The 13,519-nt window shown below is 59.5% G+C and carries 7 protein-coding genes and 1 pseudogene; 4 read left to right on the top strand and 4 right to left on the bottom strand.

What is annotated here, in order from left to right:
• The 4 genes and pseudogenes from BV034_RS25245 to BV034_RS25225 form a co-directional block, all read left to right on the top strand.
• Positions 1–815: pseudogene (locus BV034_RS25245) on the top strand (hypothetical protein); the annotation flags it as partial.
• 97 nt (positions 816–912) lie between these two features.
• Positions 913–1,248, top strand: coding sequence for a hypothetical protein (locus BV034_RS25240; protein WP_265593459.1), 336 nt, complete (start codon positions 913–915; stop codon positions 1,246–1,248).
• Positions 1,249–1,662: 414 nt separating this feature from the next.
• On the top strand, positions 1,663–2,739 hold the full coding sequence (locus tag BV034_RS25235) for a fatty acid desaturase (protein WP_081888101.1): 1,077 nt from the start codon (positions 1,663–1,665) through the stop codon (positions 2,737–2,739).
• A gap of 647 nt (positions 2,740–3,386) precedes the next feature.
• The gene (locus BV034_RS25225) at positions 3,387–4,583 is read left to right on the top strand and encodes a PDDEXK nuclease domain-containing protein (protein WP_265593458.1); all 1,197 of its coding nucleotides are present in this window, start codon (positions 3,387–3,389) and stop codon (positions 4,581–4,583) included.
• Positions 4,584–4,830: 247 nt separating this feature from the next.
• Here the strand turns inward: BV034_RS25225 and BV034_RS25220 are convergent, their stop codons facing one another.
• From BV034_RS25220 to BV034_RS25205, 4 genes are all read right to left on the bottom strand, one after another.
• Complete coding sequence (locus BV034_RS25220; RefSeq protein WP_050029730.1) at positions 4,831–6,702, bottom strand: hypothetical protein; 1,872 nt, start codon at positions 6,700–6,702, stop codon at positions 4,831–4,833.
• Between the two features lie 140 nt (positions 6,703–6,842).
• Positions 6,843–8,255 (bottom strand): DUF1552 domain-containing protein, encoded by a 1,413-nt coding sequence (locus BV034_RS25215; RefSeq protein WP_050029729.1) that lies wholly within the window; start codon positions 8,253–8,255, stop codon positions 6,843–6,845.
• A 66-nt stretch (positions 8,256–8,321) separates the two neighbouring features.
• Positions 8,322–10,811 carry a DUF1592 domain-containing protein gene (locus BV034_RS25210; RefSeq protein WP_265593457.1) on the bottom strand — a complete coding sequence of 830 codons (2,490 nt, stop codon included), beginning with the start codon at positions 10,809–10,811 and terminating at the stop codon, positions 8,322–8,324.
• Between the two features lie 79 nt (positions 10,812–10,890).
• Positions 10,891–13,512 carry a DUF1592 domain-containing protein gene (locus tag BV034_RS25205; RefSeq protein WP_050029728.1) on the bottom strand — a complete coding sequence of 874 codons (2,622 nt, stop codon included), beginning with the start codon at positions 13,510–13,512 and terminating at the stop codon, positions 10,891–10,893.
• Positions 13,513–13,519 lie beyond the last annotated feature (7 nt).

Raw genomic sequence — 13,519 nt, 5'->3', positions numbered from 1 at the left:
ACGGATCAGCGGCGACGACGGATCCCAACCCGCCGCCCGCGACACCGGCCAATGCTGGCGCAGCGGCAGACCGTGCCTCGCTTCCGCCTCTGGGGGGCAATCCCGGTTATCCTGACCGAGGGGTCACGGGTGAGAACCTCTCCGGACTCGCTCCAGCGACGGGCAGCCCGGCTACCCCGTCTGGCAATTTCCAGCAAAACGGGAAGAACATGACTTCTCCAGGTGCTGCTGGCAGTGGAAGCAATGATCGAAGCTCTCGCAGTTCTACAGATCGCGATCCGAACGGCGGTGTGGCCAATCCGGGACTGCCAGTCATCATTGGACCGGGTACGGGAGTGAGCGGGGGCATTCCGGGAGAAAATGCGGTGAACACGGGGCCGGCTGCAGGCGGCACTGTAACGAACACGAACCCCAACGCCACGGCTCCGAATAACAACAACAGCAATGGCAACATGAACCGTGGAAACACGGGCAATGGTGGTGAAAACAATTCAGTTACCAACCCTGCTGCCACCAACACGGGGGCCACCGGGACGGTGCCGGGAGCGCGGAGCACGGACTTCAACAGCAATACCACGAACCCGAATGCGGTGCCGGCCAGAGGATCAAACACGACCCAACCCACCGCAGGCGGATCGAACCTGACCCCTGGAAGCCCGGCGTCTAACGAGATCAATCGGCGCACCCCTGCGGCAGGGCAGAATACAGGGACGAGCACTGGCGCTGGCACAAATAGTGGAGGGACTCGCCCATCTAGTGGAACCTCCGGTTCCGGCACAGGCACTGGCACTGGTACAGGTAATGCCGGGCGATAAGTGTCATCCGTGAAACATGGCTCCCCCCGCTGTAGCGGAGGCCTCCAGAGAATGTGAGTTTTTCAATCAGACCAAGAACAATTCACCTGTGAACTCCATGAACTTGAGAACTTCTCTTCTGTTTGCCGGCGCGGGAGCCGGTGCAAGTTTGGTTGCCGCGGTGGCGGCGGGATTGATTTCCCTCGGCGGGCTGACTCCTTCGTCAGCCCGTGCCCAGAATGTGGTGGTGGAAGCTCCTCCTGGGTCGACGGGGGGCACCTTGCAGACAGCTCCACGCATTGAGCAATACAAGGTGGTGGACATCTCGGCAGTGTCCGTGGCAAGAGCCTCAGGCGGCCCGGTCGGAACCTTGGAAGCTGTGCTCAATGGCATGGCGGCAGAGGGGTGGAGGCTGCGTGAGACTACAGGAAACTACCTCATTTTTGCGAGATAAGAGTCGCGTGATGGATGTCTTTTTGAGACAGGATTAACAAGATTTTTGAGAGTTTAACGGGATGCGAGGCTCAAGGCCAATGGGCTCCGGTGTAGGGCTTTGTGTAGAGTGGCTATGGTATTAATGGAATGCGCTAGGCGCGAGAGGGCGGGTATTGCTTTTTATTATGCCCCTTTTGCATCTATCTCAACAGTCGCGGATGCGGATACATGGAGAAATGATGGTTGGGAAATTGAAGCAGCGACGCGCTTCGTTGAGCCTGGGGGGCTGATTGGACGCCTGAAGGGGGGGTGCTGTGAATGGATGAGTTCATGGAAAAAACGAACGAATCTGAAAAGTTGCCTCCACGTGGGCGGGTTCGGCAGCCATGGAAACGGGTATTGCGTGTGGCTTTTCTGGCGTATCGTTGTTGAGATGAAGAATCAGAACGCGCTCAATGCGGGGCTGTTTGGCGCTGCCCCCGTCCCTCACCCAGAACCGGTATCGGAGTCTTGGAAGGAGATTGTGCGTAAGTACCAGGTGCCCTCCTCCTGGCGCGCGAGCTGGCAGGTGGTGAACACGCTGGTGCCGTACGTGGCCCTGTGGGCGCTCATGTACTGGGCGATGTCGGTGTCGTACTGGTTGGTGGTGCCGCTGGCCATCCTGGCCGGAGGATTTGTGGTGCGCACCTTTATCATCTTTCACGACTGCACCCACGGCTCCTTCTATGCTTCGCGTCGCGCGAACGACATTCTCGGTTTCATCACCGGCGTCCTGACCTTCACACCGTACCAGCACTGGAAGTGGGAACACACGGTGCACCACGCCAGCGCGGGGAATCTGGACCGTCGCGGCATGGGAGATGTATGGACTCTCACCGTTCAGGAATACCTTGATGCCTCACGTTGGAAGCGTTTTTCGTACAAGCTGTCTCGCAATCCAGTGGTCTTGTTCGCCTTGGCTCCGCTGGGCCTTTTCCTCGTCTTGAACCGGTTTGCCGTCAAAGGAGCGAAGGAGAAGGAGCGTCGTTCAGTTTACGTCACCAACCTGATGCTGCTGGCCATCGCGGGCCTGCTGACCTGGGCCTTTGGCTGGAAGGCATATCTCATCATCCAGCTCACGATCTTGATTGTGGCCGGCACCGCGGGTGTGTGGCTGTTTTATGTGCAGCACCAGTTTGAGGACGTGTATTGGGAGCGGCATGACGAGTGGGACTTTGCCCAGGCAGCACTGCAAGGCAGCTCATTCTACAAGCTTCCCAAGATCCTCCAGTGGTTCTCCGGGAACATTGGTTACCACCACATTCACCATCTCAGCCCGCGTATCCCCAACTATCGCCTGGAGCGCGCTCACAAGTCCGAGCCTCTCTTCCAAAGCGTGCCGCCGTTGACGTTGCGCAAGAGTTTGAAGTCGCTGACCTTCCGGCTGTGGGATGAAGGCAAGCGTAAACTGGTGGGCTACAAGGCGGCGAGGCAGGCACGTGCCGAGAGGGCGAAGAAGGCGGTGGAGTGATGGAGGGAGATACTGAGGTTCAACCACAGAGACACAGAGCTGTGATCTTTTTAGATGACTGAGTTTCTGGGCGAAGGTAGTGGGTGGTGATGCCTTCGCACCTTTGGATCTGGATTCAAAACCTCCTTTGTGTGGTGGTCCTGATTCTCGGTCCTGTGGCGGCTGGGTTTGGGAATCACTTTGAAGGAGTGTCCCGCTGGGGAGTGCAGGTGTTGGGAGGTGCTTTGATTCTACGAGGGGCATGGCTCGGCATCGCCGGGGTCCGGGATCTTGGGGGCAGTCGTTCACCTCACCCGCAGCCGCTGAAGGGTGGTCAACTGGTGACCCATGGCGTGTATGCACGCGTGAGGCATCCCCTGTATAGCAGCCTGATGCATGTGGCCTTTGGCTGGTCAGTCGTCTGGGGGAGCTTCGCTGGGATGTTGGCTTCCGGGCTCTTGACCGTGTGGTTGATCGCGAAGGCGCGGTTGGAGGAGGGATTGATGAGGAGGCGATACCCTGGGTATAAGGATTACGAAAAGCGGGTAAGGGGATTCTAGCTGAATTGTGCTTCTGCACCGTCAGAGAGGTGTCAAAGTTGCATCATTGAATGGTTGAACGTTTTTTTCGTGCGGGCATCTTTCCGGCGCATCGTTGCACCGGAAAAAATGAAGAAGCGTACTCGGCCGTCAGGATCAAAAAGTTCGGAGTTTGGTCGCTCAGCCAAACCTGAAGCTCGATCATCTTTGGGGCGTGCGAAGGGCCAAGCAAGGTTCACTGCTGCATCTTCTAAACTGGGGCTTCCAGATGCGTATGGGACCGCCTTACAGGAGCTCAAGCTAAGAATTGAGAAAGAAAGGGTGCGGGCAGTTCTTGCTGCAAACGCGGCCATGGTCTTGCTCTATTGGGATGTTGGGCGTGTCATACTGGAACGTCAATCTGCCGAAGGATGGGGAGCAAAGGTGATCGACAGGCTCTCGTCAGATCTTCGCGAAGCGTTTCCCGACATGAAGGGGCTGAGTCCTCGCAACCTCAAGTATATGCGTGCTTTTGCTGAGGCTTGGCCGAAGAAGGCAATTGTGCAAGGGCCTCTTGCACAAATTACATGGTATCACAATATCGCTCTCTTGGAGAAGCTCGACCAGCCGCAGGTCAGGTTGTGGTACGCCGAGAAAATACTTGAGTGTGGCTGGTCGCACAACGTCCTGATTCTGCAAATTCAAGGTCAGGCCCATGAACGAACCGGAAAGTTGACGAACAATTTCGAGCTCACGCTGCCTCCAGCCCAGTCTGATCTGGCGGTCCAAATTTTCAAAGACCCCTATCTGTTTGATTTTCTCGGGACGGCAGAGCCAAGGACGGAGCGCGAGATGGAGGCGGCACTGGTTGATCACATCCAGAAGTTTCTTCTTGAGCTGGGGGCTGGGTTTGCGTTTGTGGGCAGGCAAGTGCACCTGGAAATTGGAAACGAGGATTTCTACATTGATCTTTTGTTCTATCACCTTCGCTTGCGTTGCTTCGTGGTGGTAGAATTGAAGTCGGTGGCATTTGATGCGGCATTTGTTGGACAGCTCAATCTTTACCTTTCTGCTGTCGATGACTTGCTTCGACACACTGACGACAAGCCGACGATTGGCCTGCTGCTCTGCCGATCACGCAACAAGTTCGTGGTCGAATATGCCCTGCGGGATCTGAAGAAACCCGTTGGCGTAGCAGAATGGCAAACTCGGCTGACTCAGTCGTTGCCCAAAGATCTCAAGGGAAGTTTGCCGAGTATTGCCGAAATCGAGGCCGAGCTGGCAGCAGGGGAGATCGAACCGCTAAAAGTCGGCAAAAAATCTCCGTCTCAACGTAAAAGACGATGACCTACGAGGGGGCAAACAGCGTGGCAAATTATTCTGAAGTGCTTTCTGCCAGCGAGCACATTGCTTGGACAGGGTAGAAGTTTGCGATGCTGAAAGCGTTGTGTAGGCGCGGCGTCTCCTCAGGTTCGTTAGAATGGTTGGCCTGCGCAGAACTACGGGTTCAGGTGAGCTGGACGGTCTATTGAATGCGCTGAGGGACATCGCTTCCTCGATGACACCCGGGGTGCCACAGCATGCCCCCTCAAGGTCACTTGTTCGGAGCTGGTATGGCGTTCTTCCCAGCAGCGAGCTTGGCTTTATTCTTCTGGGCTTCAGCCAGGGCCTTGTGAAGGTCTGTGCCGACCCAAACTTCGGTGCAGACTGCCGGGGCGTTGGCGAAGTCACCGGTGAGGTTGATGATGAGGGCGTCGCCCACGGCGAGATCCTTAAGTGCGGCGGGTGTCTCAAGTTTCCCTTTCCACACTTTGGTGTCTTTGTTGAGACGGATGAGGCTGCGGCCGATGTCGGGCGGGCGTTCCATGTCGCCGTTGTAGTTCTTCACCTCGGGGATCTGCCAGCTTACATTCACCGTGACGCTGGAGGGATCGGAGGAATTTGGCGTGGGCTGGATGGACTCTACACGATAGGTCATGGCGTTGGTGGCCAGGCGCGTGAATTCATCGGTGACGAGGCTGGCCTTTGTGAACTTGCCCTGCTCATCCTGGAAGAGGTGAAAGCGACAGCGGGTGCCCACCGGCACGTCGCCGAGAGTGGCATCGGTGTTCAGATACTTCACCGCCCCGAGGTTTTGCGGAAGGAGGCTGAAGTCCATGAGCTCGCCCGTGCGGTCGGTTTTGAACTGGCCGGTGCGAGTGGCAGCATCCACCTTCGTCAGTTCTCCTAGAACCACGTGTTGGGCGAAGGGCGGCGGGGCGATGCCCGGTTTGATCTGGTACCAAGGCAGGTGTTCGTTGCCAAAGTCGGTACGGAAGGGAAACTGATCGGGATACTCCTTGGCGGGGTTTTCATCGAGTTCGGGGGTTTGAAGCCGGCCGAATCCGTAGCCCATGAGACTCTCTCCGTAGAACTGGTCCTTGGTGGGCCAGCCAGATCCGAAGAAGCGGACGACGCGCCCCTTGCGGAATCCCTCGAGCATATTGGAGACCTTGAACGTTGCGCGAATGCCGCTGTTGCCATAGCCATCGGGAGGGATCTTCTCTGAGGAGATAATACTGCATCCGTCCTTGTCCACGCCTGGATTCCAGGTGCGCAGATCCTGGTTGGCGACACAGAGATTGCCACCCTTGCCTTGGGCGAGCGCATCGCCGTAGAGAGTCTGGTACAGCTTGGCGTCACCGCTGAAGAAGGTGACAGTCACGGTACTGCCCTCGGTCTTGTCCACCCAGCCAGGAAGGCCGCGATGTTTGGTGAAGGCATCAAACTTCTCGCGCATCTGTTTGGTGGCCTGGGCGTGGGTTTCCACGCCTGCCCAGATGTCCGTGCATACGCCCGGGTTCGAGGAAGTCTTGCCTGTGAGGGTGTAGAGCAGCTCTTCGCCGGGCTTGAGATCTTCTGGTCTGATCTGGTCGGCTCCGCGCCAGTAGCGGGTGGCGGGAGAGAGCAGCAGTTCCTTCTTGCCCAGATCCTCCTGTTTCTTGCTGATGCTGTGCTTGGTGGTAAGAAGCTTGTTCTCCGCCAGCTTCACTTCATCCAGCCGGTAGGTGAAGCTGTGGCTGGCGTCCATGGTGTACTGGTCCTGCATGGTGGCCAGCCGGGTCCAGCCTCCCTGGGTGTCCTGGTTCAGGAAAAACAGGAAAAAGGTGCCCAGCGGGAGGTCACGGAGGGATGCCTCCGAGTTCAGATACTGTGCGGTGCCGTAGGGCGGTAGCGTGAACTCTACCACATTACCGGTCTTGGTGGCACGGAACTGCCCGATGCGCCGGATGAAATCGATGCTGACCAGTTCGCCACTGATCCGCTGGTCTGAGTGATGAGCAGGGAATGCCGGTGAGGAGGGAGCGGCTGGAGAAGAAGGGGTGGTGGCGGCTGCTGGGGCCTCGGCGGCCTGCGCGTACGCTGGAGGCAGGAGGGGGCTGCAGGGCAGGAGGACGCAGAGAGCGTGGAGGAGGCGGCGTTGCATCGGCGGAGTTGTCAGTGCGTCAGTGCGTCAGTGCGTCAGTGCGTCAGTGCGTCAGTGCGTCAGTGCGTCAGTGCGTCAGTGCGTCAGATGGAGGTTATTGGAAATATGCACACGATGGTGTCAATCCAGAATTGTCCCGTCTATACGATCTCTGACACGGGCCCGAGGCTGTCCACGAAGGTCTCCGAGTTGACCTCCATCTTCTGCAGCATGGTGAGCAGCACGTTATTGAGGCGGGCTTTGGGGTCCTTGGGTTTGCCACAGAGGCTGCGCCATTCGTCGTAGCTCAGCGTGTAGTCCTCCTTAAGGTGAGGGCGGTTGTAGTCGAGGTGCTGGCCGTGCTTCAGACCCAGGCCCCTGCCGCCGGCGAGGAGGATGGGCAGGTTGCTGTTGCAGTGGCTGTGACCGTAGCTCATGCCGCTGCCAAAGAGCACCATGGTGCGATCCAGCAGGGGGACGTCACCGTCTTTGACCGTTTGAAGTTCATTCAGGAAGTGGGCAAACTGTTCCATGAGGAAGGCGTCGCTCTTGGCGAGGCGCTCCAACACGACCGGATCGCCATTGTGATGGGAAAGATTGTGCCGGGCCTGGGTGATGCCGATCTCCGGGATGGCGAGGCCATTGCCCTCACTGCCGTTCATGTAGGTGACCACCCGTGTCATATCGGTGCGCAGGGCCAGGACGATGAGGTCGAACATGGTGCGCCAGTATTCGCCGGCCTGGGCTTTGGGCACATCCTTCTGGAAGGGGGCAGAGCTCTTGTTGTCCACCGTGGGTTTGGGGACATCCAGCCATGAGTCTAGCCGCTCCGTGCGTTGCTCAACATCGCGAACAGCGTGCAGGTACTCGTCCAGCTTGGTGCGGTCTTCCGTGCCCAGCGCCAGTCTCAGGGTCTTGGCGTCATCCATGACCGCGTCCAGGACGCTGCGACGTTTGGTCAACCGGGCACGCTGAGCGGCGATGCCGCCGGATTCTTCACCAAAGAGACGGTTGAAGATGACACGTGGACTGTCATCCGCAGGGAGGGGAACACCATCACGGGAGAAGGCGAGGGTGTTGCTGTTAAAGGGCTGGCCGGTGCCGGAGGAAATGGAGAGCTCCAGGGAGGGAAAACGGGTCTGTTGTCCCGTGATCTCGGCCATGACCTGATCGCAAGACACGCTGTTCTCGTACTTGCGCCCACCTTGAGCATCGATCTTGGCACCGGTGAGCCAGGTGTCTGCGCAGACGTGGGCCTGACCCAGGCCGTTGGGATGATGCAGGCCGCTGAAGACGGTGAAATCCGACTTATACTTGGCCAACGGTTTCAATGACTCGGAAAGCTCGTAGTCCCGGCCGGCCTGCTTCACCTGCCAGGTCATGCCGTTCACGCCATTGGGCACATACACGAACACGCTGCGCCGCGGCTTGGCTGCTGCCGCCACACTGGCGGTGGTGGCGCGCACTTTCATGGGCAGCATGGCATCCAGCAGCGGCAGTGCCATGGTGGTGCCCAGGCCGCGCAGAAAGCGGCGGCGGTCGAGGAGCCAATTTTGTGAAAGGATGGAAGGCATGGGCGCAGGAAAGTAAAAGTTGAGAGTAAAAAGTGAAAAGTGAAGTTAGTCGTCTGCGATGGGGCTCTACCTTTTTTGGAACAGAGGGCTGGTGACGAGGGCTTCGATGAGCGATTGAATCTTGTAGTCGGTGGACTGCGCCTGATCGGAGATCTGCTTCAGTTCTTCACGGTCGCTAAAGGTCATGCCGCGACGGAGGGCGTAGGTGGCCATCTTTTCGGTGAAGGCGAGGGCGAACTTGTCGGCGTCGGAGAGGAGCAGTTGCTTGAGTTCGGCTCCATTCTTGAAGGCTCGGCCGTCGGGCAGGGCTCCACTGGGATCGAGTTGTGGGTCCGCACCGGTGCCATCGCGCACGGTCTCCACCGTGCGCCAGCGACCGATGGCGTCATAGTTGTCAAAGGCTACGCCCAGGGGATCGATCTTGTTGTGGCAGGCGGTGCAGTTTGGATCCGCACGATGCTGCTCCAGTTTCTCACGCACAGTCACCTTCTTCTCTCCTGCTGCGGGGGTGGTCAGGGCGGGCACATTTGCCGGTGGAGGTGGCGGGGGCCTGCCGATGATGGACTCCAGTACCCATACGCCCCGGTGCACGGGGCGATGACGGGTGCCGTCTGAGCTGAGGCTGAGAATCGCACCCTGAGTGAGCAAACCTCCGCGATGATCATCAGGCTTGAGCGAGACGCGCTGCACCTTGTCCCCACGGATGCCCGGGATGCCATAGTGAGTGGCCAGTCGCTCATTGAGCATGGTCCAGTCGGAATCGAGGAAAGCACGCAGGCTGTCATTCTTCTTCAGCACCTCGCCAAAGAACCCCACCGTCTCCGCCACCATGCTCTGCTCCAGGTTCTCATCGTATTCCGGATAGAGCACCTTGTCCGGCGGGAACATGCCCACCTTGCGCAGCTGCAGCCACTGGCGGGGGAAGCTGTCGGAGAATTCCGCGGCCTTGGGATCGGCCAGCATACGGCGCACTTCAGCACGGAGTACTTCCGGTTCGTGGAGTCTGCCGGACCTCGCCTGGTTGAGCAGGCGGTCGTCTGGCATGCTGCTCCACAAGAAGTAGGAAAGGCGGGAGGCGAGCTCCCAGTCGGTCAGGAGGGGGGAGGTCTGGGTCGTGTTGCCCTCCTCCAGATAGAGGAAGCTCTTTGAGCAGAGGATGGCCACAAGACCGCCACGAACGGCGGACTCAAAACTCTCCCCAAGCTGCTGCGCTTTTTCCACTGGTTTAAGGAAACGATCTATTTCTCCCGGCTGCACCGGGCGACGCCAGGCCTTCTCCGCGAAGCGGGTAAGGATCTCCCGGGCATACGTGATGTCCTTGGCCTGTGCGGGCACATCTGCCCCGCGGAAGAAAGCCCGCTGATGCGCCGCAGTGGGCCAGGACTCCACGATGGGCCCGTCCCACTCCACGGAGTCGATGATCAACGTGGGCTGGATGGGCTTGTAGTCATCATCCGTCAACTTCATCTGCCAGGGCACGCGGCTCTTCGTGGTGGTGAAGGCATTGGCGGTGCCAGAGTGGCGGGAGCGACGGGCTTCCGGATTGGGACCGGGCACGGAGTTGATGAGGCGGACGGGATACTTCCCGGCGATCAAGTGCACCCGAGCCTCCACTGTGACAGGCGCGTTCTCAGGAGCATCCACATCCTGCTCCAGCAAGGTCTTGTCCACACTGGACAGGTACACCTTCAGGCGGGGAGCCCGTCCACCTTCAGGACGCAGACCGCTGAGCTTCACCCGCAGGATGTAGTCCCCTGTGGTTTTCACCTCCAGGGGCCAGGTGTCTGTGGTGTAGTTGTTCGGGACGATCTCGATGCGTACCTGATCTGCGATGCCGCGGGCTTCATACTCCTTGGCAAAGCCTTTCCACCGCATGTCAAACGGCATCCACCGGATGATGTCGCGTTTGGGTTCAGGACGCAGTGAGAGGGCTTCGTCCAAGACGGCCTCTGCGGCAGCGAGGTGCTTCTCCACGTGAGCGGGAGACAATGTCAGCACTGGCCCGATGCGTTCAAAGCCGTGCCAGTCCGGGTCCTCCGGCAGCCCCGCTGGTCCTTTGACGTCAAAGTTCACCCCCAGCAGGTCGCGGACGCTGTTCGCGTACTCGCGCCGAGAGAGTTTGCGGAAGGAGACACGTTCTGAACCGGAAGCCTGGTGCTGTGCTTCCGCTTCGCGGAGCTGGCCCACAATCCACTCGGCGACCTTGGCCACCTCAGCGGGGGCGGGGCGCGGTTCATCGTCAGGCGGCATGTCACCGGAATTGATCCGGTTCATGATCTCCTCCCAGTGCCCCATGGTCTTTGGGGAGCGGGCGTTGATCAGGAGGGTATCCGTGCGCAGATCCGCCTTCTGCTTCTTTTCCCCGTGACAGGCGTTGCAGTGCTGCTGGAAGAAGGGGCGTACGACGTCATCGAGTCCGGCAGGGGTGCCAATCCCTGCGGCGACAGTTGACTCTGCCGACCAGAGGGAGGGGCAAGACCCCGCTGCCAGAAAGGCGGCAATACCCAAAAGCGGGAGAGGGAAAGGGAAGAGGGGACGTGACGGGGAGGAAATCATGGAGCGGAACAGAGCAAACAAAGCGCGGACGGATGAGGACCTTTCGGGGAGTGCCCCCCGAGTTTTCGGGGTGGGAGTGTCATTTCTGGCGGAAGATCTCGCTCTCCACACACTGGGCGATGATTTCCCGAAGCGGGAAATCGGCCTCTGCCGTGCTCTCCACGATGTGACGGATGGCCGGGCGGTCCGTGACTTCCAGATCGCGGCCCAGCGCGTGGATGAAGAGCTTCTCCACCAGACAGCGGGCGAACTGGTCGCGTCGATTCAGCAACTCCGCCTTGAACCCGGTGACGTCGTCAAAATGCGTGCTGCCGAACTGACCGCTCGCATCTACCGGCAGGGCGGTCTTGTTGTTGATGTAGTGCCCCCGCCAGCGGCCGATGGCGTCGAAGTTCTCCAGGGCAAAGCCCGGCGGATCAATCTGGCGATGACAGCTGCGGCAACTCCCGCTGGCCTGGTGCTTCATGAGCTGGTCACGGATCGTTTTTGCCCCACGGATGTCCGGCTCAATGGCGGGTACATTGGGCGGAGGAGGCGATGGTGTGGCCCCCAGGATGTTTTCCAACAGCCACACTCCGCGAATGACGGGCGAGGTGTCCACCCCATTCGCGGTGAGCGTGAGCACACTGGCATGGCCTAGCACCCCGCCACGGCGGCGATCGGCGAGCTTCACCTGTGTGAAGCCGAGTGACGGTGCGTGGCCGGCCCCGTCAGGGACCAGTTCCTGAGAAGTCAGACTCGCCACTGGGGTGGAGAGGTTCTTGGTGACAACATCCGGGTTCATCCCGTAGAGCCGGGCCAGATCCTGATTCAGCAGGGTGTAGTCGGAGTCCAGCAGACGGGTGGCGGGGCCGTTCGTGTGAAGGAGCTGTCGGAAGTAGAGGCGCGTCTCCATCCGCATGGCGGGTTCGAGGTCATTGTCGTAGTAGGTGGCAAACTTGTGCACGTCGGGAGCCATGGTGCCGAGCTTGCGCAGGTCCAGCCATCCGTTGAGGAACTCCTCCACGAAGGCCTCTGAGCGAGGGTCGGCCAGCAATCGCAGAGCCTCCCGTCGCAGCACTTGTGGCCGGGCGATTTCCCCGTTGCGGGCAAGCTTCATCAAGGTCTCATCTGGCATGGAAGACCACAAGAAGTAGGACAAGCGGGAGGCTAGCTCATAGTCTGTGAGCCGGGATTCCTTCTCCTCGCGATAGAGGAACTCTGGAGAACAGAGGATGGCCTTGATGCCCTCCTGGATGGCGACCTCTGCATTCATCCCAGCCTGTTCCGAGTGTTGCACCAGAGCCAGCAGGGGAACCAATTCTGCATCAGCCACCGGGCGTCGCCAGGCTTTGACGGCGAATTCCTTGAGCACCGCATTGGCGAGCTGGCTGCGATAAGGCACGTTCCCAAAGATGGCCCGATGGCTCTCCGGTGGCCAGGTGTCGTGCAGAGGGCCAGTGACCTCTACGTTCGAGATCTGGATGCGTGGCGACTGAAACCACATGAAGAGATTCCAGTCATTGGATTTGTCCTGCTCGTATTTGGCCCGCTGCTCTGCATTCAGCAGACGCTCGAAGTTGGCTTTGAAATAGTTGCGCAGCCGGTTGTTGCTATCGCTAGGACCATTGGGGAAGCCCAGGCGGGGAAACTGTCCATGATCCAGCCACACGCGACACTCCAGCCACGTGGCCTGATCATCGGGCAGGTCCCAGATGGCAAGCTGACGCTGGCCCGCCTGGTAGCCCGTCGCAGCAGTGTCCAGCGCCTCTTTGTTCTCCGGATCGATGCCCTCCAGCGTGCCGGTGTACAGGCCCAGACGGATGGGCTCGGAAGGATCCCAGAGAGAGGGGAACTTTTGTTTCCTCAAATCCAGGGCAGGATCTTTTGGATCCAGGTCGACGTAGCGGTGCTTCGCCTCGGCGCGGATACGGATCTGGTACCAGCCACTCTCCGGGACGCCAGCACGCAGTTCATCCACTGGAGCATAGCCCACCTGGGGAAGCCCACGCATCCGCTCTGTGAGTGACTGGTGAGGGGGGCGTTGGCGCAGCGTCTTCTGGTAGTACGCATTCTCTGCGTACGCGAAGCCTCGCGTGGTGCGGTCAAAAGGAGGCAGCAGGTGCCATTGCTGCACCTCTGGCTGGGCGCGAAACTGCGCGGCCCGCGTCACAATCTGCTCTGCGGACTCCAGATATTGCCGCAGCAGGAAGCTGGAGGTGACGAGTTTCTCTCCGTTGCTGGCGAAGCCATGCACTCGAGTGTCCTCTGGGAACTCACGGCTGGGGTCGAAGCTGCTCACCTCCAGGTGCAACAGATCTCGAATGGTGAGCCGGTACTCGGTACGGTTCAGCCGACGTAGCGTGGCCGGACGGTGGGCGGCACTCCCCGCGGCCGTAATCTGGGCCCGGGCTTGAGCCACGAGCTTGTCCTCCAGAGTCTGCACCAGGGCATGGCGTTCTTCACGGGTGGGCTGGTCTTTGTCCGCTGGGGGCATGTTCTGCCGCTCGATCTGCTGCAGGACCTTCAGCCAGTCCTTGGCATTGGCGGGGGTGATGGCGCTGTCCAGGTGCTCCATGCTAAAGCCACCTTTTTTGGTGGAGTCGTCATGGCAGTCCAGACAGCGATCCGAGACGAAGGTCCCCAAGTCAGGGCCCGCACCGACGAGGGAACTGGAGAGTAGCGGAAATAACAGTGATGCGACAGCGGAAGCCGGTTTCATGGGAGGG

The organism is Verrucomicrobium sp. BvORR034 (assembly GCF_000739635.1).
Taxonomy (GTDB): domain Bacteria; phylum Verrucomicrobiota; class Verrucomicrobiia; order Verrucomicrobiales; family Verrucomicrobiaceae; genus Verrucomicrobium.
Note: the sequence above shows the minus strand (reverse complement) of the source record. Positions and strands in the feature narration are given on the sequence as shown.

Coding starts and splice junctions, on each gene's coding strand:
- BV034_RS25240 (WP_265593459.1), top strand. CDS start 913: ATGAACTTGAGAACTTCTCTTCTGTTTGCCGGCGCGGGAGCCGGTGCA.
- BV034_RS25235 (WP_081888101.1), top strand. CDS start 1,663: ATGAAGAATCAGAACGCGCTCAATGCGGGGCTGTTTGGCGCTGCCCCC.
- BV034_RS25225 (WP_265593458.1), top strand. CDS start 3,387: ATGAAGAAGCGTACTCGGCCGTCAGGATCAAAAAGTTCGGAGTTTGGT.
- BV034_RS25220 (WP_050029730.1), bottom strand. CDS start 6,702: ATGCAACGCCGCCTCCTCCACGCTCTCTGCGTCCTCCTGCCCTGCAGC.
- BV034_RS25215 (WP_050029729.1), bottom strand. CDS start 8,255: ATGCCTTCCATCCTTTCACAAAATTGGCTCCTCGACCGCCGCCGCTTT.
- BV034_RS25210 (WP_265593457.1), bottom strand. CDS start 10,811: ATGATTTCCTCCCCGTCACGTCCCCTCTTCCCTTTCCCTCTCCCGCTT.
- BV034_RS25205 (WP_050029728.1), bottom strand. CDS start 13,512: ATGAAACCGGCTTCCGCTGTCGCATCACTGTTATTTCCGCTACTCTCC.